The 25,465-nt window shown below is 62.7% G+C and carries 20 protein-coding genes; 9 read left to right on the forward strand and 11 right to left on the reverse strand.

Annotated features, from left to right (window positions below):
- Nucleotides 1-2: 2 nt before the first annotated feature.
- A complete protein-coding gene (locus DLM86_RS09015; RefSeq protein ID WP_110839647.1) occupies nucleotides 3-2,399 on the reverse strand; it encodes a 3-hydroxyacyl-CoA dehydrogenase/enoyl-CoA hydratase family protein in 2,397 nt (798 codons plus the stop codon).
- On the reverse strand, nucleotides 2,396-4,609 hold the full coding sequence (locus DLM86_RS09020; protein ID WP_110839648.1) for a (Fe-S)-binding protein: 2,214 nt from the start codon (nucleotides 4,607-4,609) through the stop codon (nucleotides 2,396-2,398). Before DLM86_RS09020 ends, DLM86_RS09015 begins: the two co-directional genes overlap by 4 nt.
- A 223-nt stretch (nucleotides 4,610-4,832) precedes the next feature.
- On the opposite strand from DLM86_RS09020, the gene DLM86_RS09025 reads away from it, so the two are divergent.
- Both DLM86_RS09025 and DLM86_RS09030 read left to right on the forward strand, forming a co-directional pair.
- Nucleotides 4,833-5,606, forward strand: coding sequence for an electron transfer flavoprotein subunit beta/FixA family protein (locus DLM86_RS09025; protein ID WP_110839778.1), 774 nt, complete (start codon nucleotides 4,833-4,835; stop codon nucleotides 5,604-5,606).
- Nucleotides 5,607-5,650: 44 nt separating this feature from the next.
- Nucleotides 5,651-6,658, forward strand: coding sequence for an electron transfer flavoprotein subunit alpha/FixB family protein (locus tag DLM86_RS09030; protein WP_110839649.1), 1,008 nt, complete (start codon nucleotides 5,651-5,653; stop codon nucleotides 6,656-6,658).
- Here the strand turns inward: DLM86_RS09030 and DLM86_RS09035 are convergent.
- Nucleotides 6,633-7,286 carry a GDSL-type esterase/lipase family protein gene (locus DLM86_RS09035; protein WP_158289406.1) on the reverse strand — a complete coding sequence of 218 codons (654 nt, stop codon included), beginning with the start codon at nucleotides 7,284-7,286 and terminating at the stop codon, nucleotides 6,633-6,635. The two genes, DLM86_RS09030 and DLM86_RS09035, sit on opposite strands and share 26 nt — an antisense overlap.
- A gap of 160 nt (nucleotides 7,287-7,446) precedes the next feature.
- On the opposite strand from DLM86_RS09035, the gene DLM86_RS09040 reads away from it, so the two are divergent.
- On the forward strand, nucleotides 7,447-8,616 hold the full coding sequence (locus tag DLM86_RS09040) for a M20 family metallopeptidase (RefSeq protein WP_110839651.1): 1,170 nt from the start codon (nucleotides 7,447-7,449) through the stop codon (nucleotides 8,614-8,616).
- Here the strand turns inward: DLM86_RS09040 and DLM86_RS09045 are convergent.
- On the reverse strand, nucleotides 8,606-9,991 hold the full coding sequence (locus tag DLM86_RS09045) for a flavin monoamine oxidase family protein (protein ID WP_158289407.1): 1,386 nt from the start codon (nucleotides 9,989-9,991) through the stop codon (nucleotides 8,606-8,608). The two genes, DLM86_RS09040 and DLM86_RS09045, sit on opposite strands and share 11 nt — an antisense overlap.
- Before the next feature lie 234 nt (nucleotides 9,992-10,225).
- Complete coding sequence (locus DLM86_RS09050) at nucleotides 10,226-11,260, reverse strand: M42 family metallopeptidase (RefSeq protein WP_110839653.1); 1,035 nt, start codon at nucleotides 11,258-11,260, stop codon at nucleotides 10,226-10,228.
- Between the two features lie 94 nt (nucleotides 11,261-11,354).
- On the opposite strand from DLM86_RS09050, the gene DLM86_RS32325 reads away from it, so the two are divergent.
- Nucleotides 11,355-11,498: a hypothetical protein gene (locus tag DLM86_RS32325; RefSeq protein WP_170143701.1), complete on the forward strand. Its 144-nt coding sequence runs from the start codon at nucleotides 11,355-11,357 to the stop codon at nucleotides 11,496-11,498.
- A 92-nt stretch (nucleotides 11,499-11,590) separates the two neighbouring features.
- On the opposite strand, the gene DLM86_RS09055 is transcribed toward DLM86_RS32325, so the two are convergent.
- Entirely contained in the window at nucleotides 11,591-12,343 is a 753-nt protein-coding gene (locus DLM86_RS09055) for an alpha/beta hydrolase (RefSeq protein ID WP_110839654.1), read from the reverse strand.
- 220 nt (nucleotides 12,344-12,563) lie between these two features.
- On the opposite strand from DLM86_RS09055, the gene DLM86_RS09060 reads away from it, so the two are divergent.
- The 3 genes from DLM86_RS09060 to DLM86_RS09070 all read left to right on the forward strand — a co-directional run bounded on the left by DLM86_RS09060 (nucleotide 12,564) and on the right by DLM86_RS09070 (nucleotide 15,325).
- Complete coding sequence (locus tag DLM86_RS09060) at nucleotides 12,564-13,430, forward strand: amidohydrolase family protein (protein ID WP_158289408.1); 867 nt, start codon at nucleotides 12,564-12,566, stop codon at nucleotides 13,428-13,430.
- Between the two features lie 96 nt (nucleotides 13,431-13,526).
- Nucleotides 13,527-14,453, forward strand: coding sequence for a zinc dependent phospholipase C family protein (locus DLM86_RS09065; protein WP_110839656.1), 927 nt, complete (start codon nucleotides 13,527-13,529; stop codon nucleotides 14,451-14,453).
- Between the two features lie 149 nt (nucleotides 14,454-14,602).
- Nucleotides 14,603-15,325 carry a DUF2238 domain-containing protein gene (locus tag DLM86_RS09070; RefSeq protein ID WP_110839657.1) on the forward strand — a complete coding sequence of 241 codons (723 nt, stop codon included), beginning with the start codon at nucleotides 14,603-14,605 and terminating at the stop codon, nucleotides 15,323-15,325.
- 106 nt (nucleotides 15,326-15,431) lie between these two features.
- Here the strand turns inward: DLM86_RS09070 and DLM86_RS09075 are convergent, their stop codons facing one another.
- From DLM86_RS09075 to DLM86_RS09090, 4 genes are all read right to left on the reverse strand, one after another.
- A complete protein-coding gene (locus tag DLM86_RS09075; protein ID WP_110839658.1) occupies nucleotides 15,432-16,700 on the reverse strand; it encodes an MFS transporter in 1,269 nt (422 codons plus the stop codon).
- Nucleotides 16,701-16,901: 201 nt separating this feature from the next.
- The gene (locus DLM86_RS09080) at nucleotides 16,902-17,888 is read right to left on the reverse strand and encodes an ABC transporter permease (RefSeq protein ID WP_110839659.1); all 987 of its coding nucleotides are present in this window, start codon (nucleotides 17,886-17,888) and stop codon (nucleotides 16,902-16,904) included.
- Entirely contained in the window at nucleotides 17,878-19,395 is a 1,518-nt protein-coding gene (locus tag DLM86_RS09085; protein WP_245954447.1) for a sugar ABC transporter ATP-binding protein, read from the reverse strand. The genes DLM86_RS09080 and DLM86_RS09085 overlap by 11 nt, the downstream gene beginning before the upstream one ends.
- 85 nt (nucleotides 19,396-19,480) lie before the next feature.
- A complete protein-coding gene (locus DLM86_RS09090; protein ID WP_110839660.1) occupies nucleotides 19,481-20,599 on the reverse strand; it encodes a sugar ABC transporter substrate-binding protein in 1,119 nt (372 codons plus the stop codon).
- 237 nt (nucleotides 20,600-20,836) lie between these two features.
- On the opposite strand from DLM86_RS09090, the gene DLM86_RS09095 reads away from it, so the two are divergent.
- Entirely contained in the window at nucleotides 20,837-21,712 is an 876-nt protein-coding gene (locus tag DLM86_RS09095) for an AraC family transcriptional regulator (RefSeq protein ID WP_110839661.1), read from the forward strand.
- A gap of 48 nt (nucleotides 21,713-21,760) precedes the next feature.
- Here the strand turns inward: DLM86_RS09095 and DLM86_RS09100 are convergent, their stop codons facing one another.
- Nucleotides 21,761-23,437, reverse strand: a complete 1,677-nt coding sequence (locus DLM86_RS09100; RefSeq protein ID WP_110839662.1) for a long-chain-fatty-acid--CoA ligase — start codon at nucleotides 23,435-23,437, stop codon at nucleotides 21,761-21,763.
- A gap of 276 nt (nucleotides 23,438-23,713) precedes the next feature.
- Between DLM86_RS09100 and DLM86_RS09105 the strand changes: the two genes are divergently transcribed.
- Nucleotides 23,714-25,465 (forward strand): sensor histidine kinase, encoded by a 1,752-nt coding sequence (locus DLM86_RS09105; RefSeq protein ID WP_146250184.1) that lies wholly within the window; start codon nucleotides 23,714-23,716, stop codon nucleotides 25,463-25,465.

Raw genomic sequence — 25,465 nt, forward strand, 5'->3', positions numbered from 1 at the left:
CGTCAATTTCGCAGCGGCTTGCCGGTCGCGAGCATATGCTGCATCCTCGCCTGCGTTTTCGGCTCGCCGCACAGGCTCAAAAACGCTTCGCGCTCCAAATCGAGCAGGTGCCGTTCGGACACGGACGTCCCGCCCGGCACGTCGCCGCCGGACAGGACGCGCGCCAGCTTGCGCGCGATCGTATAGTCGTGGTCCGAAATGTACCCGCCTTCCTTCAGCGTGTAGGCGCCCAGCTCGAGCACCGCCCTTCCGTTCCGTCCGACGACCCGGATCGTTCCGTCGCCGCCGGGAGGCGCGTAGCCGTCGCGATCCAGCTCGAGAACCGTCCGTCTCGCCTCGAACAGCTGCCGGTCCCGGTTCATGACGTGCCGGTCCACGGCCCGCATCAGCCCGAGTCGGACGGCGTCGGGGGCGCTGCCGGACACTTTGGCCATGCCGATGGTCTCGAACGCCCGATTGATAGCCGCCTGCAGCGATTCCTCGTCGTCCCCGGCCGATTCCGCCGCCCTCAGCGCCATCTCCTTCGTGCCGCCGCCCGCCGGAATGAGGCCGACGCCCGCTTCGACGAGCCCGTAGTACGTCTCCGCATGGGCGCGAACACGGTCGGCCGCCATGCACACCTCCACCCCGCCGCCGAGCGTCATCCGGTGCGGCGCCGCCACGACCGGCTTGCCGAGCCGCTTCAGCTCGAGCATCGCCTGCTGGAACAGCCGGATGATGCGGTCGACTTCGTCCCATTCCTCCTCCTGCGCTTCCATGAGCAGCAGCATCAAATTCGCGCCGACGCAAAAGTTGCGCCCTTCGTTCGCGACGACGAGACCGCGGTAGTTGCGCTCGACCTCCTCCGCGCTTTTGCGGATCATCGTCAAGATGTCGGCCCCGATCGCGTTGTTCGGCGAATGGAACTCGAGGCAGGCGACGTCCTCCCCGATGTCGATCAGACTCGCCCCGCCGTTCGACAGCACCGTCTTGCCCCACACCTTCAGCGCCTTGAGCGAGATCGTCTCCGGGCGCTCCTCCGCTTCCGCATACGCCCCGTTGCGGACGTACGCCGTCCGGCCTTCCTTCCTCGCATAGAACGACTCGTTCCCCGCGTCGATCCAAGCCCGCACCCAGCCGGGGACGGCCATCCCGTCGGCTTCCATTCTCGCCGCCGTCTCCCGAAGCCCGAGCGCGTCCCACAGCTCGAACGGGCCGAGCTCCCAATGGAAGCCGAGCTTCATCGCGGCGTCCACGTCGGCGATCGAGCCGGCGATTTCGTCCGCCTTGTCGGCGGCGTAGACGAGCACGTGCTTGACGACGCCCCAGGCGAGCCTGGCGAGACGGTCGGTGCCGCCCACGATCGCCCGGCATTTGGCCGCCGCGCCTTTGGCCGATTTGGCCGCCTCCAGCGACGGCGAACGGACGGGGACGGAGGCCGCGTACTCCATCGTGGCGAGATCGAGCGACAAGATGCGGCTTCCCTGCCCGGTTTTCACTTTTTTGTAAAACCCTTCGCCCGTCTTCTCGCCGAGCCGGCCGCGGCTTACCAAGTCCGCGAGCACGTCCGGGACGGCGAACGCCTCCTTCTCCGCCGGGTCGTCCGTCCGTTCGTACACGTTGTTCGCGACATGGACGAACGTATCGAGACCGACGAGATCGAGCGTCCGGAACGTCGCGCTTTTCGGCCGCCCGAGGGCGGGACCGGTTACCGCGTCGACTTCGTCCACCGTATAGCCGCCTTCCGCCATCAGCTTTAGCGTCGCGAGCAAGCCGTACGTTCCGATCCGGTTGGCGATGAAATTCGGGGTGTCTTTGGCGACGACGACGCCTTTGCCGAGTCGCCGCTCCAGCACGTCCCGCATCGCTGTAACGACTTCCGCATCCGTGTCCGGACCCGGAATGATTTCCACGAGCGGCATATGGCGTGGCGGGTTGAAAAAATGCGTGCCGAGAAAAAACGCCCGCATCGGACCCGCGATCGCTTCCGCCATCGCCGCGATCGAGATGCCAGACGTGTTCGAGCTGACGAACGTCCCCGGCGTCCATACCCGTTCGATGCGGGCGAGCAGCTCCTTTTTCCAATCCAGCCGTTCCGTTATCGCTTCGATAATCCAATCGGCGTCCCGCAGCGATTCGAAGTCGTCCTCCACGTTGCCCGGCGTCACGAGCCGCGAGCCGCGCTCCTCATAGAACGGCGCCGGGTTCGTCTTCAATAGCCGGGCCAGCGCGTCCGTCGCCAGCCGGTTGCGGACGGCCGGAGACGCCGTCGTCGCTCCGGAGGCCTCCTCCTGCGGCGTAAGCCGATCGGGCACCCGGTCGAGCAGCCGGACGCGAATGCCGGCGTTGGCCAAATGCGCGGCGATGCCCGCCCCCATCACGCCGGAGCCGATGACGGCCGCCGTACGGATCGTTTTCATCGCACCGTTCCCTCCTTACTTGAAGCTTCGCGCCCCGACGGTCCGAATACCGCCGCCGCGAGCAGCTCCGCCACGTCTTTCGCGGCGACCGTCTCCTCCGCCTCGAGCAGCTTCGAGCCGTCCTCCATCATCGTCAGGCAGTACGGGCAGGCGCTGGCGATCACCGTCGGCGATACGGCGAGCGCCTGCTCGACGCGGGCGACGTTGATCCGTTTGCCCGCCGACTCCTCCATCCACATGAGACCGCCGCCGGCTCCGCAGCACATCGCGTTGGCGCCGGAGCGCTCCATCTCCGCCAGCTCGAGCCCCGGAATGGCCCGCAGGATGTCGCGGGGCGCCTCATACCGCCCGTTGTAGCGTCCCAAATAGCACGAGTCGTGATAAGTCGCCCTTTCCCGGACCGGGTGCGCCGGGACGAGCCTGCCTTCCTTCACCAGCCCGGCGAGCAGCTCGGTATGATGGACGACTTCCGCTTCCAAGCCGAACTCAGGGTACTCGTGCTTGAACGTGTTGTACGTATGCGGGCAAGCCGTCACGATGCGGCGCACGCCGTAACGGCGGAACGTCTCGATATTGTCCTCCGCGCATTGGCGGAACAGCAGCTCGTTGCCCATCCGGCGCGGCGTATCGCCCGAATTGCGCTCCTCGTTGCCGAGTATCGCGAAGCGGACCCCGGCATGCGCCATCAGCTTGACGAGAGAAGCCGTCACTTTGCGCGTCCGGTTGTCGTACGAGCCCATCGAGCCGACGAACAGCAGCACGTCGAAATCCGGCAGCTCGCGAACCGTCGGCACGCGCACGCCGTCCAGCTCCTCCGTCCATTTCGCGCGGTCGCTCCGGCTGATGCCCCACGGGTTCCCCTGCCGCTCGATTTGCTGCATCGCCCGCTGTCCGTCGGACGGCACGCTGCCCTCGGTCAGCACCAGGTAGCGGCGCATGTCGACGATTTTGTCCACGTGAGCGTTGCCTACCGGGCACTGGTCCTCGCAGTTGCGGCACGTCGTGCACGCCCACAGCTCCTCGGCGGTCATGACGTCGCCGATCAGGCTCGCTTCCTCGGGCCGCGGCGGCGGCTCGCCCCCGTCACTCGCATCCGGCTTCCGCCAGGCATCCTTCTGCATCCGCATCGTCGGCCGGATGTCCGTGACGCCCTCCCCCGTCCATTCTCCGCGGCCTTCGCGCGACGGCGTTCCGGCCGGACGGAAAACGGTTGCCCTATCGTCAGACGGGAAGGCGAATTCCGGCACCCATGCCGATTTGCTCGTGATCGCGGCCCCTTTCTCGGTCAAATGATCGCGAAGCTTGACGATCAGATGCATCGGGGAAAGCGCTTTGCCGGTGCCGGCCGCCGGGCAAACGTCGGTGCACCGTCCGCATTCGACGCAGGCGTACAGGTCGAGCAGCTGCTTTCGCGTAAACGTCTCGACCGCCCCGACGCCGAACGATTCCGCATTCTCGTCCTCCAGGTCGAGCGAGCGCAGCTTGCCGGGCGGGTCCGATCCCGCAAGAGCCAGGTTGACCGGCGCCGTCAGCAGATGAAAATGCTTCGATTGCGGCACGTACACGAGAAAGCCTAGCAAAATAAGCAGATGCGCCCACCAGAACGCGTAATACAGCACGTCGGCCGCCCATGTGCCGGCGATGCCGCTCATCGCGCCGGCCAGCGCGGAGGCGATCGGCGCGAGCGCGGATGCCGGCGCTTCCTCGCGCAGCCGGTCGAAGGCGGACACGAACAGCACCGACAGCATGAGCCCGGCGATAAACAGAAGGACGACGCTCGGCTTCCAGCCGCGCTTCAGCCGGCGCAGCTTCTCGCCGTACCGGCGGTACCCCGCGTAGCCGATCGCGACGAGCACCGCCGCGGCGGCGATTTCCTGCGACAGCACGAACCAGTCGTAGGCCGGCAAGGGGAGCCGGACGTCGAACAATCCTTTCCATACGATGTCGACGGCTCCGAACTGCAGGACGATAAAGCCGTAAAACACGATCAGATGCATAAGTCCGCTCCGGCGGTCCTTCAGCAGCTTCTTGTGCCCGAACAGCTGCGCCGCCCATTCCCGGAGCCGCCTCCGGTCGAAGCGGAACGGCTCGCCCTCCCGCCGACCGAGCATGACGTACGCGTACCGGCGGCTGACCGCCTTCCCGAACAGCAGCGCGCCGCAGCCGACGGCGCCGAGACATAAAACGAAGTTCGCGATTTTCCAAATCATGGCCAGCCCGCTCCTTTCGCTTGCCGTCCGTCTCCGCCGGATTAATCCGGGGCTGTGCGGCATATACATGAAAACGGCCGGGATCGACGCGGAACGCTCCTTCGCGTTACTTGCATTGTATTACCGGCAAAGCTGGTCCCATGACAACTTCGCTCGTAACCGGAAGGACGAACGCCCCGCGGGCGGCCGCGTCCGCCCGCGAGGATCGGAAAGGAGCCGACGGATGGAACTGATCGTCTTGATGAAGCAAACGTTCGATACGGAGGAAAAAATCGTCGTCCGGGACGGAGCCGTCCAAGACGACGGCGCCAAGCTCATCATCAACCCGTACGACGAATATGCGGTGGAGGAGGCGATTCGGCTGAGAGACCTGCACGGCGGCCAAGTGACCGTCGTCACGGTCGGGACCGACCGTAGCGCTGAGGCGCTGCGGACCGCGCTCGCGATGGGCGCCGACGAGGCGGTGCTGATCGAGGAGCCGGCCGGCGGTACGGACGAGGCCGGCGTCGCCAAGCTGCTGGCGGCGTACGCGCGAAGCCGGCCGTTCGACGCCGTGCTCGGCGGCCACTTCTCCGTCGACCGCGGCTCCGGCCAAGTGGCGCTGCGCGTCGCCCAGCTGCTCGGCATCCCGCACGCCGGCGCGGTCACGAAGCTGGACGCCGATCCGGCCGCCGGACGGGCGGTCGCGACGCGGGACGCGGAGGGCGACGACGAGACGGTCGAGCTGCCGCTGCCGGCGCTGTTCACCGCCCAGCAAGGACTGAACGAGCCGCGCTATCCGACGCTGCCGGGCATCATGAAAGCGAAAAAAAAGCCGTTCGCCCGCTTGACTGCGGACGATCTCGGCTTATCCGGCGAAGAGACGGCGCCTCTCACGAGCGCGGTCGAGCTGTTCCCCCCGCCGGCCCGGCAAGCGGGCGTCCGGCTTGCGGGCGACGCCGCCGATCAAGCGCGGGAACTGGTCCGCACGCTGCGCGAGGACGCGAAAGCGCTGTAAACGAAACCGGTCGTCGACCGTAACCAAGGAGGGAACCGATACACATGAGCCGGGATATTCTCGTTATCGCCGAGCGGCGCGACGGTTCGCTGCGTCAAGTGTCGCTGGAAGCGATCGCGGCGGCGCGGACGATGGCGGGCGAAGACGGCGTCGTCCACGCGTTCGTCGCGGGCGACGCGCTCGAGCCGCACGTCCGCCGGCTGCTCGCCGCCGGAGCGGATCGCGTCCATACCGCGGCCCGTCCCGCGGGCGAGCCCTACACCGCGGAGAAGGCGTTCCGCGACGCGTCCGGCGTCGCCGCCCGCATCCGCCCCGCCGCGATCGTGCTCGGGCATACCGCGATCGGCCGCGAAGTCGCTCCGCGGCTCGCCGCCGCTCTCGACGCCGGTCAGCTGTCCGACGTCATCGCCATCGAGCGCGAGCCGGACGGAGACGGCTTGCGCTTTACCCGCCCGATCTATGCGGGCAAAGCGTTCGAAAAGCGCGTCTTCCGCCGGGAGCCGTGGGTCGTCACGATCCGGCCGAACAACTTTCCGGCGCCGGCCGCAACCGCCTCCGATGCGGCCGATTCGCCGGCCGTCGATTCCGCGGTCGTGCCGTTCGAGCCGGACGACGTCGACCTGCGCACCGTCGTTCGCGGCGTCGTCCGGCGGACGGCGGGCCAAACCGACCTGGCCGAGGCGAAAATCGTCGTCTCCGGCGGCCGCGGCGTCAAGAGCGCCGACGGGTTCAAGCCGCTGGAGGAGCTGGCGGCGGCGCTCGGCGGAGCCGTCGGCGCGTCCCGCGGCGCGTGCGACGCCGGCTATTGCGACTACGCGCTGCAAATCGGCCAGACCGGCAAGGTGGTGACGCCGGAGCTGTACATCGCCTGCGGCATCAGCGGCGCGATCCAGCACTTGGCCGGCATGAGCCAGTCGCGCGTCATCGTCGCGATCAACAAAGACCCGGAAGCGCCCATCTTCAAAATCGCCGACTACGGCATCGTCGGCGACTTGTTCGAGGTCGTGCCGCTGCTGTCCGAGGAGGTCAGGCGCCTGGCTCCTCCGCGATAGGTCCGTAGCCCGCGACGGAGGCGACCCGCTCGGCGATGATCCGGTACCCTTCGCCGTTCGGATGAAACCGGTCGTCGGACAAATAGTCGTCCTCCCGGCCCAAAAAATCGTCGTACACGTCCACGACGCGTACGGAGCCGGAATTGAACGAGCGCAGATGCTCGTTGAACTTGCCGACCCAGAACGCGGCCTCCTCGAATTCCGGAAGCGGATTGTACAGCCCGAGCGCCACGACGGCGTAAGGTCCGCTTCCGGCCTTCACGGCGTGAATCGTCTCCAAAATGTGCGCGACATTGCGTTGATACTGCTTCAAGGCGGTCATCAGATGGCGCGGATCGCTGTCGAAGTAAAACCGCTTCGCCGCCTGGATCAAATCGTTGCCGCCGGCGGTCAGCGTAATGACCGCCGACCGTTCCGCCGCGGCCTTGATGGCCGGGTCGGTGCGGACGAGCTGCAAAATGTCGCCCGACGTCGCCCCGCTCCGTCCCGCATTTTCCGCCAAAATCGTCCGTCCGAGGCTCGTTTCGGCAAGCCGGATGTATTGCTGCACGAAGCTTTGCTCCGGCGGCGCGCCGACGCCCGCAGTCAAAGAATCGCCTATCGCCAAAACAACCCATTCCCGCTCCATAAAACCAGCCTCCATTCGTCTTCTTTCCTACAGCATATTCACGTCCCCGCCCATTGGGCCCACCCCGCTCGAACTTTCCCGGTCATCCGCCCATTCGCATTCCTTTGCGCGATTCGTTACAATATCGATAGACTACCTTTATCGAACGGAGAGGAATCCGATGAAAACGGATATTTATCATGCGATTGACGATCAAACGGATAGGCTGAAAAAGCTCGCGCGATGGATCGGCGAGCATCCCGAGTTGGGTCATGAGGAAGTGATGGCGAGCGGCATGCTGTCCGACGAGCTCGAGCGGCAAGGCTTTCGGGTCGACCGGGGCGTGCTCGGTTTGCCGACCGCCTTCATCGCCGAATACGCGGCGGCCAAGTCCGGCCCGACGATCGCTTTTCTGTGCGAGTACGACGCGCTTCCCGGCCTGGGACACGCCTGCGGGCATCATCTGATCTGCACGATGGGCTTGGGAGCGGCGATCGGCTTGAAGGCGGCGATCGATCGGGTCGGCGGCACGATCCGCGTATACGGTACCCCGGCGGAGGAGACGACGGGCGCCAAAGTGCCGATGGCGGAAGCCGGCTTGTTCGACGATGTCGATGCGGCGCTTATGGCGCACCCGTTTCACCGGTACGAACGTTCCGGGACGTCGCTCGCCATGGATGCGATCCAGTTCGAATTTTTCGGCAAATCGGCGCACGCCGCGGCCAATCCGCAGGACGGCGTCAACGCGCTCGATGCAGTCCTGCTTACGTTCAACGCGCTGAACGCGCTTCGCCAGCAGCTTGAAAGCCATGTCCGCATTCATGGCGTCATTACCGAGGGCGGCAAGGCGGCGAACATCATTCCCGACTATGCCGTCGCCCGCTTCTACGTCCGGTCGGCCAATCGTCCGTATACGGACGAAACGGTCCGCAAGGCGATCCGCTGCGCGGAAGGGGCGGCGCTTCAAACCGGCTGCACGCTGAAGGTGAGCAACTACGAATATTCGTACGACGAGCTGCGGACGAACGAGCCGCTGTCCGACGCGTTTACGCGCAACTTGAACGAGCTCGGCGTTCCGCTAGACGCGATTCAAGACGGTCAGGATCACGGCTCGCTCGATTTGGGCAACGTCTCCCGACGCTGCCCGGCCATTCATCCGTTCGTACAGGTGATCGACGAGTCGTTCTCGCTGCACACGCCGGAGTTTCGCGACCTTGCCATGACGGAACGGGCCTTGGACGGCATGATCGTCGGAGCCAAGGCGCTGGCCGCCACCGCTTACGACGTCCTTGCGCAGCCCGGGCTCCTCGCGCGCGTCCGAGAATCGTTCGAGGCGGGCGTCAACGCGTAATCCGCGCGGCGGAGCCGCCGGCGGGCCGCTCCGCTTCCAGCGCGCGGGCGACTTCCTCCGCGGCCCGCTCCCCGGATTGCAGCGCGCCTTCCATATACATGCGCCAGACGGTCGCCGTCTCGGCGCCCGCCCAATGAATCGGGCCGACCGGCTCGAGCAGGCTCGGTCCGAATTCGCTCAACACGCCGGGCGCGAACCGGCCGCCGTATCCGCCCCGAATCCAGGGATCGGCGGACCAATCCTTTTCGTAAACCGCAACCGGTTCGAGCGCCTTCTCCCCGACGAAGCGGGCCAGGCTCCGCAGCACTTCCGTCTTCCGCTCCTCTTTGCCGAGGCGGCCCAGACGGCGGGCATGGCCTCCGTTCGCCATCGCCGCCAAAACGCCAAGCCGCTGTCCCGGCTCCGTGCCGTCCAGTACCGTCTGGATCGGCCCCGTCTCGCCGTATGCGGACCCGCTCCATCCCCGCTCCCGCCAAAACGGCGTATCGTACACGAGCACGAATTTGATGACCGCCCCCTGGCCGATCCGCTGGCACAATTGATCCCGATCGGGGGGCAGCGGCGGCTCGTACGCGATCCGGTTCGTAAACGTCGGCGGGATCGCCACGATCGCCCGTCTTCCCGTCCACGCTTCCCGGTCCGTATAGGCCGTCACTTGTCCGCCGCCCCACCTAATCGTTCGTACGGCGTTGTCCGGCCGGACCGCGTCGCCCAACCGTTCCGCCATTTTCGCCGGCAGTTGCTGGGTGCCGCCCGCAATCCACTCGTCCTCGGCCGTCATCAGCTTGTCCACCCCGCCGGCCGACACGTAATCCCACAACACGTCGAGCATGGACACTTCGCTTAGCCGGGCGCACAGTCCTTCCTCCGCCACGGCCCGGCAAAACGATTTGGCCGCCGTCGAGAACGCCGCCTTCTCCAGCCACGTCTCCATCGTTAGAGCGTCCAATTCCGGGGCGGCGGCGGATTTCCACGGAGCGCCGGGGTCGATCGTTCCGGCCAGCTTGTCCAGCTTGCGGCGAATCCGGAACAGATCGAGCTTCCCCGTCCAACCGAGCGGAGGCCGATCCCCGTTCCCCCTCATCCTGTCGCCCCTCAGCACGTACAGCGCATCTCCTTTGGCGAAGGTCGGTACGGTCGTCAAGCCGAACCGCGCGAGCAGCGCCTTCATTCTCGGCTGATGCGGCGATATCCACTGCGCCCCGTAATCGACGGTCACGCCGTCCTCGACGACGGAAAGGACTTTGCCCCCCACCCGGCTTTGAGCCTCCAGCACGATAACGTCGATTCCGCGATCGTACAGCGCCAAGGCGGCCGACAAGCCGGCTAGTCCGGCGCCGACGACGATCACTTCCGTTCGCCTTGCCTCTCTCACGTTTTCCCCTCCCCGATGGCGGTCCGTTTCGTAGTTACAAATTTTCCCCAAAGCGCAAAAAAACATCCGCGAACCGTTCGCGGACGTCGAATCGCCCTTCGTCGGCGCTTGCCCTCCTTCCCGCCCCTAGGGGGAGAGGACGGCCTTTTCAAGCGGCAGAGAGCAAGAACGAAAAAAAGAACCGCTTCACACGGCTCTTTTTCTCGTATTCCGCCGGGCGCGCTCCGGGCGGACTTATTCGCACATCGCGTAAGCGGCGAGCAGCGCCGCCGTATTTGCGATCGCCTGCTCGTGCGTCCGCTCCATGCCGTGCGACGCGTGTACGCCCGGCCCGATCAAGGCGGCCCGGATGTTGCTGCCGCCCCGGAGAGCGGCCGACGCGTCGGAGCCGTACTTCGGATAAATGTCGATCGCGAACGGAATGCCGTTCGCTTTCGCCAGCTCGATCAGCTTCGACGTCATGCCGTAATCGTACGGGCCCGTCGAATCTTTGGCGCAAATCGACACGTCCGTCTCCCGGCAGCTCAAGTCGTCGCCAATCGCGCCCATGTCGACGGCGATCAGCTCGACGATGTCGGGCGGCACGTACGAGGCGCCGTGACCGACCTCCTCGTAGACGGATACGACGATTTTGAGCGTCCGCTCCGGAACGGTGGCCGTGGAGCTCAACGCCTGCAGCAGCGCGAACACCGCCGCAACGCCCGCCTTGTCGTCCAGATGGCGCGATTTGATATACCCGTTCGGCAAACGGCGCGTCCGCGGGTCCCACGATACGAAATCGCCGACCTGAATGCCGAGCGCCTTCACGTCGCCGGCGGACGCGACCGGCTCGTCGAGCCGGATTTCCATGTTCCCCTCGTCCCGCTTCATCTCCCGCGCGTCCTCGTAGACGTGCACCGAAGGCTTGACCGGCAGAACGGTTCCATCATACTCCCGGCCGTCTCTCGTATGAACGAGACAGTATTCGTTTTCGACCGAGCTCATCATATAGCCGCCGACGGGCGAGAAGCGCAGCGTTCCCCCCGGCTTGATCGACCGAACCATCGCGCCCAGCGTATCGACGTGCGCGGATATGCCGAGCGTTTCATCCCGTTTGCCCGGTACGGTGACGACGACGCAGCCTTTCGGCGTTCGTTCGGACGCGTACCCGAGCCGGGACGCCTCCTCCTCGACCAATGCGGCGATACGGCCGCAGTAGCCCGACGGGCTGGGCGTCGCCAGCAGACGGAGCAGCAGGTCGATCATATAGTCGCGGTTTATCGCAATCATCGCATTCCCTGCCTTTCGTTTGGATCGTTCTTGCGCAAGTCGTCCGCATGTTCCCGCCGAACGTTGGCATGCTAAATACGGGAGGTGAAGTCGAATGGCAGGACGCAACAATCGCCCGAAAAAGAACGGCCCTGCGGGTCACCCGTCGCAGCTCGACCAGTACCGCGAGGAGTTTTCCGTCGATCTGACCGAGGAAAAGGAACACAATCGGAAAGATAAAACTCGGTACACGATGTAACGTTGGCCCATGAGAACGATCCCCCGAATCAGCAACGAAAAAGAGCGCGGCTTGCCTTGGCGAGCGGCGCTCTTTTCGCGTCCGGCGTCCGATCAAGACGAGCGGATCGGCAGCCAGTCCAGCACGCGGCGGATGTATGCGTCCCAATACGCCCAATCGTGCCCGCCGGGCCCTTCCTCGTATTCCAGCTCGAGCCCGAGCGATTGGGCATGCCCGAGAAACGCGCGGTTCGCCTCGTATAAAAAGTCTTCCGTCCCGCACGCCTGATACAGCTTCGGCTTCGGCCCGCCCGATGCGGCGACCTTCTCGGCCAGCCGGAACAAATCGTCGTCGGCCGGCACCGGCGCGCCCTGGCCGAATATGTAGCCGTAATCCCGGGGCCAGCGCTCGTGTCCGTTCCGCAGGTCGAGCGCGCCGGACAAGCTCGCCGCGGCCGCGAACAGATCCGGCCGCCGCAGCGCCAGCTTGAACGCGCCGTAGCCGCCCATCGACAGTCCGGCGGCGAACGTGTCTTCCCTCTTGTCGGACAGCGGGAAATAGGCTCTCGCCTTCGCCGGCAGCTCCTCGCTGACGAACGTCCAATACGGGTAACCGCCGACCATGTCGGTATAGAAGCTCCGGTTGACGGCCGGCATGACGATCGCGATTTCCTTCGTCCGCGCATACCGCTCGATCGACGTCCAGCGCATCCATGCCGTGTGGTCGTCGGACAAGCCGTGCAGCAGGTACAATGTCGGGTATTTGCGGTCCGCCGGCTGGCCCGGCTTCGGATCGGGCAGCAGGACGTTCATCGTCGCCCCGATCGCAAGCGTATCGGAAGTGAAATTGCATTGGATGAATGCCATAAACGTACGACCAACCTTTCGAATAGCGTTTCGTTGCCTATCGGTTCGCTCGGCGCCTTTTCAGGCGACCGCTATCATTATACTTCGGATTTCCGGACGTTTCCATCGTTTTCGCTTCGTGTCTTTATATGGGGACATATATCGTTTTTCGTTGCCGCACCTGTATTCTACTTGTTACAATATGGAGGAAGATTATCCCGACGAAACGAGGGTCTCGTTCATGATTATCGATTGCCATAACCATCCCGATTGGTACGGCTACAACGTCGACCGCTTCCTGGACAACATGAAGCAATATTCGATCGACCGGACATGGCTGCTCAGCTGGGAATGCCCCGACGACGAATACAATCCGACGTACAAGAAAAGCATCCCCGACGCCGGCTTGCCGGACGGGCCGATATCGTTCCGTCGATGCGTCGATTACGCGTTGAAGCATCCGGACAAGTTCGTGCTCGGCTACGCGCCCGATCCGCGGCGGCCTGACGCGATCGACAAGCTCGACCACGCGATCAAGCTGTACGGCGTTCGCGTTTACGGCGAAATCAAGCTGCGCATGATGTACGACAACCCGGACGCGATCCGGCTGTTCCGCTTTTGCGGGGAAAAAGGGCTTCCCGTCACCGTCCATATCGACTACGAGTTCGATACCGGTTCCGCCTATCCGCGTCCGAACTGGTGGTACGGCGGCGGCATCGATGCGTTCGAGCGCGCGGTGAAAGCTTGCCCGGAGACGATCTTCCTCGGGCATGCCCCGGGCTTTTGGGCGCATATATCGGGAGACGACCAATACGACAAAGCGGCGTATCCGACCGGCAAAGTCGTACCGGGCGGCAAAGTCGTCGACATGCTGCGGCGTTATCCGAACTTGTATTGCGACATATCCGCCGGCTCCGGCGCCAACGCGTTCAAGCGCGACCCCGAGTTCGCGAAGCAGTTTCTGCTCGAATTCCAGGACCGCATCCTGTACGGCCGCGACTATTTCGACAACGTCCATCAAGAGGTGCTGAACAGTCTCGGGCTGCCGGAGGACGTGCTGGCGAAAATTTACGCCGGCAACGCCTTGAAGCTCGTTCCGCTCGACTGATACAATCAAGGTAACATCCGATCTCGAACGCCGGTCGTTTGCGCTTTCAACGCCGGCGTTTCGCTGTCTTCGTCGGAAAGGAGCGTTTTTTCGGCCATGCCCAACATTTGGACCCACTTTTTGTTCGGCCGCGAATTGGCGGACCGGGTCGGCTGGAGCGGACCTTCGACGTCTTCGGCGGTAGAGCGCGCCTATCATTTCGGCTGCCAGGGGCCGGACTTTTTGTTTTACCACCGCTTTCTCCCGTGGCAAAAAAGCGCCGGCATGCCCGAGCTCGGCGGAGCGATGCACTCCCGGCGATGCGGGCCGTTTTTGCTCGACCTGCTCGATGCGGTCAAAGACCGGCCGCTCGACTCCCCCGACGCGGCATTCGCGCTCGGCTTTTTGACGCACCATATTTTGGACCGGAACGCGCACCCCTACGTGTTTTACCGGTCCGGGTTCAAGAAATGGGACCACCAGCGGTTCGAGATCATGATCGACACCTTGATCGTCCGAAGCAGGCTCGGCCTCGAGACGTGGAGGACGCCGGTCTGGAAGCGGATCGATGCCGGACCCGCGCTCCCCGGCGAAATGGCGGACGTCCTCGCCGCGCTCGCCCGTTCGCATTACCCGGAACTGGCCGGACATTTGGGGCCGGACGATTGGAACGAGGCGTACCGCGACATGATCCGCGCCCAAAAGCTGTTTCACGACCCTTCCGGCGCGAAGCGCCTGCTGACGTTCGGCCGGATCGAGGCGCTCGTCTACAAGCGGACCGTTCCGCCCGTCGACGTCTTGAACGAAGCGAGGCGGGAATGGCGGCATCCGTCGATCGAGGACGAGACGCATACGGAGAGCTTCATGGACCTTTGGGAGATGGCGATGGAGGACGGCGTCCCGCTTCTGCGGTCCGCGCTGGATTACGTTGCCGGAAACGGCTCCCGATCGCGGCTGGAAGCGCGGCTCGGCGACGTGTCGTACGAGACGGGCAAGCCGTGCGCCGACGGGCATACGATTTTGTACGCGGATCCGATCATTTGACGTGCCGCCGGACGTACCGGGAGCTTCTCCCCCGCGTACGTTTTTTTGTCGTTCGCGACTTTGCGGGAATGGCAAGCTCCATTTTGACCAAACTATGTAAATCGGCCCGATCGCCGACACCCTCTTCGCCAAAGGAGCGCAATTCTTGTATGAGCGGATCAAACGACTTCGTCCGATCGGAAGGCTGGACCGGCGCCGGCATCCCGTTCGCCCGCAATTTCCCGCTGCACGCCATGATCGTCGCTTTCCTCCTCTACTGGATTTATACGGCCATTCATCCGACCGACCGGATCCAGTGGGCGATGGAAAGCCTGCTGCCGGTCGGCACGCTGGTCGCGCTCGGTATGACGTACCGGAAGTTCCGGTTTTCGAACCGGTCGTATTTCTGGATGTTCGTCTTTCTATGCGTCCATACGTTCGCCGCCCACTATACGTACCAAGGCACTCCGGTCGACGCTTGGCTGAAGGCCGCTTATCATACGAAGCGCAGCTATTTCGACCGGGTCGTTCATCTGCTGTTCGGTTTGATCTGGACGTATCCATGCCGAGAGCTGCTCGTCCGGACGTCCTCCTTGCGCGGATTTTGGTCGTACGCCTTGCCCGCGGCCGTCGTCTTCGGCATGAGCTCGCTGTTCGAAATCGTGGAGATGGTTGCGGCGCTCGTCGCCAAGCAGAGCGGGGAACAGTACGTCGGCCTGCAGGGAGACGTCTTCGATTCTCAAAAAGATATGTCGCTCGGACTCGCGGGTGCCGTCGTCTCGATGGGAGCGCTCGCCTGGCTCCGCAACCGGGCCGGGCGGGAGGAACGCGCCGGCTGGAACGGGACGAATGCGCGGGCCGAACGGTTCGTCGGAAAAAGAAAAGCCCGCTAATACGGCAAAAGCCGGAGCGTACCGATCGCTCGGCAAACTCCGGCCTTCCGTCATGAACGATGTTATCGGTGCGTGCTCGTGCCGGATTCGATTCCGACGAGACACGTTACGCTTTTGCGGCGGCCGCCTCCGCCTCTCCCTTGGTCAGATCGACTTTGGCCAGCAGCACGATGCCGATCGCGAAAAAAACGACGAGCGCGAGAATGCCGAGCCGGCTCGTGCCGGTCAGCATACCGACGACGGAGAAGACGAACGGACCGACGATGGCGGAAAATTTGCTCGATACGCTCAGGAAGCCGAAAAACTCGGCAGGGCGGTCGGCCGGGACGAGCCGGCTGTAAATCGACCGGGCGATCGATTGGCTGCCCCCCTGTACCATGCCGACGACAACCGCCAGCGCGTAAAACTGCCACGTCTCGGTCATGAAATAACCGAAAACGACGATCAGCACGTACACGCCGAGCGAGATGTACAGCGACTTTTTCGAGCCGAGCTTCTCCGCGATGCGGCCGAACAGCAGCGTGAACGGAATGCCGACGAATTGCGTAATGACGAGCGCCCCGATCAACGCTTCCGTGCCGAGACCGATTTCGGTGCCGTAAATCGTCGCCATCGTGATGATCGTGCTGATGCCGTCATTGAAAAACCAAAACGCGATCAAATATTTCAGCAGCTCGGGATACCGCTTGATTCGCTTGAACGTATTCCAGATGCGCGAGAAGCCGATGGACGCGTACTGTCCGAACGTGTGACGGCCGCCCGTCTTCTTGTCCTTCATCCGGCGGAACAGCGGAATCGAGAATACGTACCACCATACCGCAACCGAAGCGAAGGACAGGTACGTGCCGGCCAAGCTGTCGGGCAGTCCGAACCACGACCATTTCATGATCCATAGCAGGTTGACGATCAGCAGCACCCCGCCGCCGATATAGCCGAACGCGTACCCTTTGGACGATATGTAGTCCCGTTTCCCCGGCTCCGCGACGTCGTTCAGCAGCGCGTCGTAAAACGCGTTGCCGCCGGAAAATCCGATCGTGCCGAGAATGAACAGGAAGGACGCGAGCAAGTAGTCGCCGTTCCCGACGAAGACGAAGCAAAGCGATGCGAGAATGCCCAAATACGAAAACAGGCGCAAAAACCGCACCCTATAGCCCGAATAGTCCGCAATCGCCCCGAGAATCGGCGTCATGACGGCAACGAGCAGCATCGCGATCGACTGCGTCATCCCCCAATACGAGGTGGCCGTCTGGCCCGGCAGCGTGGAAGCCGCCACCGTGCTGTAAAAGATCGGCAGCACCGCGGCCATCATCGTCGTGGCGAACGCGGAGTTGGCCCAGTCGTACATGATCCATGCCCGCACCGTTTGTCGATCCATGGAAGTCCCCCTTTTCGTATGGCAACGTTCGTTCGCGCGTTGCCGGCATCCACTCCCCATTGTATCACCGCCTTGCTTGCCCGCCTACGATTATTTTGCAAACGCTATCCCTCCTGCTGCGGACAACGAACGAAAAACCGCGGCCGTTGCCGCGGTTTTGGACATTGTAAAGTTTTCATGAGCGAAGCGCACCATCGGCCGCTACACCCGGCGCCGATTCAAATGGACGAACGTGACGGCGAGCGCCAGCACGAGCACGACCCCTTTGATGATGTCGAACGCATAGTAAGGCAAATTGAGCATCGTCAAGCCGTTTAGCAGGACGCCGATCAGCACCGCGCCGAGAAACGTGCCGATGACGTTCGGCTTGCCGGCGCCGAGCACGGAGAAGCCGACGAATACGGCCGCGACCGACTCCATGAGCAGCGGGGCTCCGGCGTCGATTTGCCCCGAGCCGACGCGGGCGGCGAACAGAATGCCGCCGATCGCGGCGAAGCAGCCCGACAAGACGTAGGCGGCCAAGCGGACGCGGTTGATCCGGATGCCGGACAGCCGGGCCGCCTCGCGGTTGCCGCCGGTGATGTACATTTGCCGGCCCCACCGGGTATATTTCAGGAACAGATGGACGAGAACGACGGCGAGCAGCATAAGCAGAACCGGAACCGGTATGCCGAGCAGCTCGCCCTGGCCGATCCATTTGAACGACTCCGAAAATTTGCCGGGAGCCTTCGTGCCGTCGGTCATCTGCATGTTGTTGTAGATCGCATACCCTTTCGTATACGTCTTTTGCACGCCGCCGATGATGTACATGACCGCCAGCGTCGCCAGCAGGTCCGGGATGCGGAACCGGATGATGAGCAGCGAGTTCAGCAAGCCGATCAGCGCCCCGATCGCGATCGGTACGACCAGCACGACGATAAGCGGCTGCTCGAACCAGACCATGAGCGTCGCCGCCGCCACGGTGGACAGCGAGACGGTGGAGCCGACCGACAAGTCGAAGCCGTCCACGATTTGCGACAGCGTCACCCCGATCGCGATGAAGGTGACGATCGAGATGGATCGCAGGATGTCCGCGATATTGTCATACGTCAAAAAGTTTTCGTTCGCGATCGAGAAAAAAACGAACACGCCGGCGATGACGACGAGCGCACCGTACCGGAACGACCAATCCAACAGTTTACCTTTCATCCCCCTGCTCCTTTCCCGCGCTGGCGAACAGCAAAATTTGCTCTTCCGTCGCCTCGCCGCGGCCGAACGACTTCACGATCCGGCCGTCGCACAGAACGAGAATCCGGTCCGATATGCCGATAATCTCGTTGATTTCCGACGACGCGTACAGCACCGCTTTGCCTTCCTGCGCCAGCCGGCCGATCAGCCGGAATATGTCGCTTTTCGCGCCGATATCGATTCCTTTCGTCGGCTCGTCGAACATATACAGCTTGGCGTCGGTCGGCAGCCATTTGCCGATCGCCACCTTTTGCTGATTGCCGCCGCTCAAGTAGCCGACCGCCTGATCGACATGCGGCGTTTTGACGCCGAGCCGCTCGACCGTCTCCTCCGCATGCCTCGTCTCGGCACGTCCGCGGATCCAGCCGGACGGTGCGAGCCGTTTCAGGATCGGGACGGTCAAATTCACCTTGACCGATTCGCCGACGAGCACGCCCTGCGTTCGCCGCTCCTCCGGCACGAGCACGATGCCGGCGTCGATCGCGTCGGACGGGCCGCTCAGCCTGAGCGGCTTCCCGTCCAGCCGCAGCTCGCCCTTCTCGAGCGGCTCGGCCGCGAACAGGAGCCGGGTCAGCTCGGTTTTGCCGGCGCCGACAAGCCCGACGATGCCGACGATTTCGCCGCGCCGGATCGAGAAATCGACGCCGTGCACTTTCCCCAGCCCGTGTACGCCCGCCGCCTCGAACAGCGTGTCGCCGATTTCCGCCGCAAGCTTCGGAAACTCCTCCTCGAGCGACTTCCCGAGCATCAGTTCGACGACTTTGCCCGGGGTCAGCTCGGCGGCGGGCGCGGTAGCGACCCGCTCCCCGTCGCGCATGACCGTGATCCGGTCGCAAATGTCGAACACTTCCGGCAGCCGGTGCGAGATGAAGATGAGGCCGACGCCTTCCGCCTTCAGCGTCCGCATCGTCCGGAAGAGCCGGTCCGTCTCCTCCAGACTGAGCGGCGCCGTCGGCTCGTCCAGGATGACGTACTTCGCCTGCTGCGCCAACGCCCGCGCGATGAGCACGAGCTGCTTCTGGCTGATCGCGAGCTCGCCGACCTGCTTGTCCGCGGGCAGCCCGGCTACGCCCATCTTGTCGAGTATCGACGACGCCTCGCGCTTGAGCGAGCCCCAGTTGACGACGGCCGACTTCGCCCCGTAGGAGAGCCGGTCGAGCATGACGTTCTCGGCTACGGTCAGACCCGGGACGAGCGCGGTATCGACCTCCTGGTAGACGCATTGGACGCCCGCCCGCTTCGCGTCGATCGGCGAGCGGATCGTCGCCGGGACGCCGTCGATCGTAATCGCGCCTTCGTCGGCCGTATAAGCGCCCGACAATATTTTCATGAGCGTGCTCTTGCCGGCTCCGTTCGCTCCGAGCAGCGCATGAATTTCGCCGGCGCGCACTTCGAAATCGACGTCTTTCAACGCCCGCACGCCGGGAAACGATTTGCTGATTCGATTCAGCTCCAGCTTCGCGCCCACCTGTTACCAGCCCTTTCCTTTTATCGGCCTTTCACATGCGAAATCCCATCGACTATTCGTCGATGGGAACGTTTCGCCGTGCTTATCATTTCTTCGCTTGCTTCTCCAATTCCTTCAGCTTGTCCGACAAACCTTGCTGGCTGCCGCTCCAGCCTTTGACGTATTGGCCGAGCTGGGTCGTCGAAACCGTCTTGTCCGTCGGAAGCTGGTCGCGGGAGACGAATACCGGATCGAGCGCAATGACGTCCGGCGTCGTTTCGCCGAGCAGCTTCTGATACAGGTAACGCGCCTGCACGCGTCCGATATCTTTCGGATCGACGGCGGCCGAAGCGACCCACGGGCTGTTTTTGTCCTGGATCATTTGGAGGTCTTCGTCGCTCAAATCGATGCCGTATACTTTGATCTCCGTACGGCCCGCTTGCTGGATCGCGCGGGAAGCGCCCTTGGCGAATTCGTCCCAGGCGGCCCATACGGCCGTAATGTCGCCCTTGTTCGGATATTTTTTCAAGATCGCTTCCATTTGGGCTTGCGTATCGAGCGCCGTATTGTTCGTCGCGGCGCCGAAAGCGGCGATCTCTTTAATATCCTTGTTTTTGTCCATGAACTCTTTATACGCGAGCTGGCGGCGTTCCATCGGCGCGAAGCCGGCAACCCAAATTTTGACGATGTTGCCTTTGCCGCCGATATCTTTCGCCATTTGCTCCAGCGTGCTTTTCGCCATTTGCTGGTCGCCCTGCTGCAGCACCGGTACGCCCGGCACTTTCAAGTCCGAGTCGAACGCGACGACCGGAATTTTTTTCTCCAGCGCTTTCTTGACGCCCGGCTCCAGCGCTTCCGCCTTGCCATGGTCGATCAGGATGCCGTCGAACTTCTGGTTGACCGCGGAATCGAGATTCGCGATCATTTTGTTCATGTCCGTTTCGGCGCTCAGCACCGTCACCTTGCCGCCGAACTTCTCGACTTGCTCCTTGACGCCTTCGATATATTGCGCCGAGAACGTGCCTTGGTTGAACTCCATGACGAGCGCGATTTTCTTGCCCGCGAGCGAGGCCAAGTCCGTTCCGCCGCCGGCGTTCGTCGTCGATCCGCCCGTCGCGGGCGCGGACGTCGTCGGCTCTTCCTTCTTCGCACCGCACGCCGCCAGGACGACGGCCAAGATGACGGCCATCACGACGGCTATGTACGATCTGCTCCGTGTACGCATTGCTTTCGTTCCCCTCTCTCCCTCTCATTCCTGTCGACCAATCCCTATCGAGTTGATCGGGATTGAAATCCGATAGATAGAATAATAGCACCAACGCGTCCGGGCGTCAATCCTGATTTCGACAATAACCCACCTTTTCCTATTATAATAGTTGGTTTAATAGTGGCGAAGTTGCCGTCATTTTCCGATCCCTTTATACTGGTCGTAACCGCAACCGGAAAGCGAGGCACTCGGGACATGGACTTGTCCGCTCTCACCCCGTACGTTCGCAAGGCGATGGACCATACGGCACCGGCCGGCTGGCACTTGCGAGAGCGGGTGCTGTTCGATTACGAGCTTCTCTACGTCAAGGAAGGCCGCGTGCTCGTCACCGTTCGCGACCGAGCCTACGAAGGCGTCCCCGGCGACTTGTTCCTGTTCAAGCCGCGGGAGCCGCATTCGCTTCGGGTCGGGACGGAGAGCCCGTTCCGCCAGCCGCATATCCATTTCGATCTGTACGAGCGTCCGGACAGTCCGGACGTCAAAATCAGCTTCAAGCCCGAGCACGAAATGACGGCGCAAGAGCACGAATGGTTTCGCGAAGACGTCCTGTCGGCTCCTCCGTTCATGGTGCCGAACCATATCCGCCCCGTCGGCAAGTCCGCCGTCGAAGCGCTCGTCTTCGCCATGATCGACGAATACGAACGCAAGCTTCCCTACTACGAGACGAATTTGAAGGGCTTGTTCGTGCAGCTGTGGACGCTGCTGCTCCGCGAGCTGCACTGGCAGGAACGTCCTCACGTGCTGTCGAACTGGGAGACGCTGCAGGCGGTCAAGCTGCTCATGTCCCGCTCGCTCGACCGCGAGCTGACGGTCGACGAGCTGGCGGCCGCGGCCAACATGAGCAAATATTATTTCATCCGGGCGTTCAAAAGCGCCTTCGGGGCGCCGCCGATCAAATACCATTTGACGATGCGCATCGAGAAGGCCAAAGAGCTGATCCAATTCACGTCGATGCCCGTCACCGAAATCGCGGCCCGTCTCGGCTTTCCGAGCATCCATGCGTTCAGCCGCGCGTTCCGCCATGCGGAGGGCGTCGCGCCGACGTATTACCGGGGCAAGAAAGGCGAATAAGCGGAAGCCGGCCAAGGGGCTCTCGCTTCGCGGCTCGGACGGCTTCCGTCATTCGTCGCGGCGCTCCTCCCTCAGCTCCCGCCGGATTACTTTGCCGATCATCGATTTCGGCAGCGTGTCCCGGAATTCGTACAGCCGGGGCACCTTGTAGGCGGCGAGCTTTTCGCGGCAGAAGGCGTCCAGCTCCGCTTCGGTTACGGAGGAACCGGGCTCGCGCACGACAAACGCTTTCACCGTTTCGCCTCGGTATTCGTCGGGGACGCCGACGACGGCCGCCTCGCGGACGGCGGGATGCTCGAACAGCACCTCCTCGACTTCGCGCGGAAATACGTTGAAGCCGCCGGCGATGATCATATCTTTTTTCCGGTCGACGATATAATAAAAGCCTTCCTCGTCCATATACGCCATGTCGCCCGTCTTCAGCCAGCCGTCGGCCAGCGCCCGCTCCGTCTCCTCCGGCTTGTTCCAGTATCCTTTCATGACTTGAGGGCCTCGGATGAGCAGCTCCCCGATCTCGCCCGGGGAAAGCGCTTGACCGGTATCGGGATCGACGATGCGGCAGTCCGTGTCGGGCCACGGGAGCCCGATGCTGCCGGTTTTGCGCTTCTCCCAGATCGGGTTGGCGTGCGTGACGGGCGAGCATTCCGACAAGCCGTACCCTTCGACGAGCCGTCCGCCCGTCAGCGATTCGAACTTTTGCTGCACGTCCAGCGGCAGCGGCGCGGAACCGCTTATGCAGCAGCGAATCGAGGTCAGCCGGTATTTGACGGCCGCTAAAGGATGATGGTTGATCGCGATATACATCGTCGGCGCGCCGGGGAATATCGTCGGACGATACCGGTGAATGGTGCGCAGCAGCTCGTTGATTTCGAACCGCGGCACGAGCACGAGGTTGGCGCCGAAGGACAGGCCGAAGTTCATGCATACCGTCATTCCGTAAACGTGAAAGAGCGGAACGGCGGTCAGCACGATCTCTTTCCCTTCCTCCGACCGGTACAGCCATGCGGCGCATTGGCGGACGTTCGCCGTCAAGTTCGCGTGCGTCAGCATGACGCCCTTCGGAATGCCGGTCGTGCCGCCCGTATACTGAAGGACGGCGATTTCCTCGGCCGGGTCGAACGAATGCCGCGGAGGGGGCTCCGGACTGGCCGCACGGAGCAGACGATGCATGACGAACAGCTGCTCCTTCTCCGGATCGTAGGCGGGCGGCTGTCCTTTCCGTTTTTGGACGAGCGGGTACAGCCAGCTTTTGACGGCGGGCAGCTCGTCACGGATGCCGGTGACGACGATCCGCTTCAGCCCGGCCTTCTCGCGGATGTTCCTCACTCTCGCGTAGAGCAGATCGAGACAGACGAGCGTATCGGCGCGCGAATCGGTCACATGCCGCAGCAGCTCCCGTTCGACGTGAATCGGGTTCAGCTGCACGACGACGGCGCCCGCGAACAGCGTCCCGTAGTAGGCGACGACGTATTGCGGCACGTTCGGCAGCAGAAGCGCGACCCGGTCTCCCCGGCGGACGCCGAGCCGGATCAAGGCGTTCGCGAACCGGTACGAGTCGAGAAGCAGCTTGCGGTAGGTCGTTTTTTTGCCGAAAAACGTCAGCGCGGTCCGATTCGGAAACTTCTCGGCCGATTCGGTCAAGAGCGAGGTAAGAGGAACGGACGGATAGTCGAGCGCAGGCGGCACTTCTTGCGGATAAACGGCATGCCAAGGTCGCCGGTCCATGCATCATCCACCTTCCTGAGCGCGTCGCTTGCGCGACGCTGCGGTTTCTACATGATATGGGCCGACGCCTGTTCAACATGACCGGAAGTCGATAACGCATATGAACCGACAAATCCCGACTATTTTCGTCGAAAATATATCGAAATAAGTCGAAAAAACGGTAACAATATTGTAACTTTTCGGCTATAATGGAAGTGCGCCGATCTTCGACGCGCACACAACTATTCCCGTTGCACCGGCAACCTGCTAGCTGCGAACGAACCCCGGGGTGATTTGTTGCACCTGAAATCGCGTTTTTTCTATATCGTGATCGTATATGTCATCTTCGTGCTGTGCGTCAACAACGTCATCTTTTACTTTTCGACGAAGCATACCGTCATCGGCAACGTCGAGGAGCAGTCGATGATGGCCGCCCGCAATTTGCGGATCGCCATCGACCGGTACAAGACGAGCGTCAACTACGTCGAGGACTTGGTCGGGCAGCAGCTGCGCACCGTCGCCATCGCGACGAGAGACCGGCTCGCTCCGAATGCGGACCAAGTGACGAACGCCGAGCTGGAACAAATCAGCCGGGAATTGGGCGTTTCGCATATTACGCTGCTGAAGCGTCAGGGCGACGACATCGTAGGGGTCCGTTCGTCCGATCCGAAGGAAATCGGGATGAGCACGAAAAAATGGGGGTATTGGTTCACCGCCTTCAAGCAGCTGCTCGCCGACCGCGAAGTGACGATTCCGCAAGGGCAAAAGCTGCCCAATTATTGGGCCGGGCCGATCGAGCACGCCGACACCGACCCGAACAAAATCGACAAATGGGGATACTTTTACGACGGGACGACGGACTATATCATCAACCCGTACGTGGAGGACATCCAAATCAAGCATTACGATCAATTGGCCGGTCCCGACGTCATTCTGAACGCCATGATTCAGGACAATCCGAGCATTCTCGAAATGACCGGCTTCAACTATAATACGTTCGGCAAGCCGCTGAAAGTGTCCCGGTCGCAAAGCGGCCAACGCTTCGTGTCGCTGTACGACCGTCCCGTCCCGTTCGGCCAATACACGTACGCCGAAGGCGATAGGGACGCGGAAAGCGTCCGTTCGGCGATCGAACGGAACGAGACGATCGCCTACACGACCGTCGTCCAGGGAAGGAAGGTCGTCAAAAGCTTCATTCCCGTTCAGCCGAAATCGAACGATACGACGGCGGATTACCCGTACGTCATCGGCGTCGTCTTCGATTACCACACCATCCGCGAAGTGCTGGACGAACAAATTCATTCGATGATCAACCGGATCGTCGTCATGACCGCGCTGAGCCTCGTCCTGCTGCTGATCGTCTTCCGGATGATCAAGCGGAACAAAGACGAAGCGGTCCGCGTCACGCAAGAGGCGTACATCGACGAAATGAACGACATGTTCACGACGATTCGCGGGCAGCGGCACGACTTCCTGAACCACGTGCAGACGATCCATACGATGCTGCAGCTGAAAAAGTACGACGATCTGAAGGAGTACACGGGCGAGCTGATCGGCGAAATCCGGCAAATCAACGACATTATCCAGATCGGCCACCCGGCGATCGCCGCGATCGTCCAATCGAAGGTCGTCATCGCCATGGATAAAAAAATCGACTTCCGGCACGAGTTTTCCCCGTTCGGCAACTTGACCCTCGGCGTCAAATCGGTCGATATCGTCAAAATTATCGGGAACCTCGTCGACAACGCCTTCGACGAAACGGTCAAGCTGCCCGTCGCCGAACGGTGGGTCGAGCTGAAGGGCTGGTATACCGGGCGCACGCTGTTCATCACGGTGCGCAATCCCGGTCCCGTACTCGACGACGAGGAGAAGCGCAAAATATTCGAGCCCGGCTACAGCACGAAAACGGCCGGCGATCATTCGGGCATCGGCCTCGCCGTCACGAAAGAGCGGGTCGGCTACTACAAAGGAACGATTACGGTGGAAAGCGATGCGGAGCAAGGGACGACGTTCATCGTCAGCATCCCGCTGGAACGGTTCGGCAAGTAA

Source organism: Paenibacillus flagellatus (assembly GCF_003217775.1).
GTDB classification, from domain to species: Bacteria; Bacillota; Bacilli; order Paenibacillales; family NBRC-103111; genus Paenibacillus_AB; species Paenibacillus_AB flagellatus.

What these genes read in the sequence shown, in the direction of transcription:
- DLM86_RS09015 (WP_110839647.1), bottom strand. Translation starts at nt 2,399, where the DNA reads ATGAAAACGATCCGTACGGCGGCCGTCATCGGCTCCGGCGTGATGGGG.
- DLM86_RS09020 (WP_110839648.1), bottom strand. Translation starts at nt 4,609, where the DNA reads ATGATTTGGAAAATCGCGAACTTCGTTTTATGTCTCGGCGCCGTCGGC.
- DLM86_RS09025 (WP_110839778.1), top strand. Translation starts at nt 4,833, where the DNA reads ATGGAACTGATCGTCTTGATGAAGCAAACGTTCGATACGGAGGAAAAA.
- DLM86_RS09030 (WP_110839649.1), top strand. Translation starts at nt 5,651, where the DNA reads ATGAGCCGGGATATTCTCGTTATCGCCGAGCGGCGCGACGGTTCGCTG.
- DLM86_RS09035 (WP_158289406.1), bottom strand. Translation starts at nt 7,286, where the DNA reads ATGGAGCGGGAATGGGTTGTTTTGGCGATAGGCGATTCTTTGACTGCG.
- DLM86_RS09040 (WP_110839651.1), top strand. Translation starts at nt 7,447, where the DNA reads ATGAAAACGGATATTTATCATGCGATTGACGATCAAACGGATAGGCTG.
- DLM86_RS09050 (WP_110839653.1), bottom strand. Translation starts at nt 11,260, where the DNA reads ATGATTGCGATAAACCGCGACTATATGATCGACCTGCTGCTCCGTCTG.
- DLM86_RS32325 (WP_170143701.1), top strand. Translation starts at nt 11,355, where the DNA reads ATGGCAGGACGCAACAATCGCCCGAAAAAGAACGGCCCTGCGGGTCAC.
- DLM86_RS09055 (WP_110839654.1), bottom strand. Translation starts at nt 12,343, where the DNA reads ATGGCATTCATCCAATGCAATTTCACTTCCGATACGCTTGCGATCGGG.
- DLM86_RS09060 (WP_158289408.1), top strand. Translation starts at nt 12,564, where the DNA reads ATGATTATCGATTGCCATAACCATCCCGATTGGTACGGCTACAACGTC.
- DLM86_RS09065 (WP_110839656.1), top strand. Translation starts at nt 13,527, where the DNA reads ATGCCCAACATTTGGACCCACTTTTTGTTCGGCCGCGAATTGGCGGAC.
- DLM86_RS09070 (WP_110839657.1), top strand. Translation starts at nt 14,603, where the DNA reads ATGAGCGGATCAAACGACTTCGTCCGATCGGAAGGCTGGACCGGCGCC.
- DLM86_RS09075 (WP_110839658.1), bottom strand. Translation starts at nt 16,700, where the DNA reads ATGGATCGACAAACGGTGCGGGCATGGATCATGTACGACTGGGCCAAC.
- DLM86_RS09080 (WP_110839659.1), bottom strand. Translation starts at nt 17,888, where the DNA reads ATGAAAGGTAAACTGTTGGATTGGTCGTTCCGGTACGGTGCGCTCGTC.
- DLM86_RS09090 (WP_110839660.1), bottom strand. Translation starts at nt 20,599, where the DNA reads ATGCGTACACGGAGCAGATCGTACATAGCCGTCGTGATGGCCGTCATC.
- DLM86_RS09095 (WP_110839661.1), top strand. Translation starts at nt 20,837, where the DNA reads ATGGACTTGTCCGCTCTCACCCCGTACGTTCGCAAGGCGATGGACCAT.
- DLM86_RS09100 (WP_110839662.1), bottom strand. Translation starts at nt 23,437, where the DNA reads ATGGACCGGCGACCTTGGCATGCCGTTTATCCGCAAGAAGTGCCGCCT.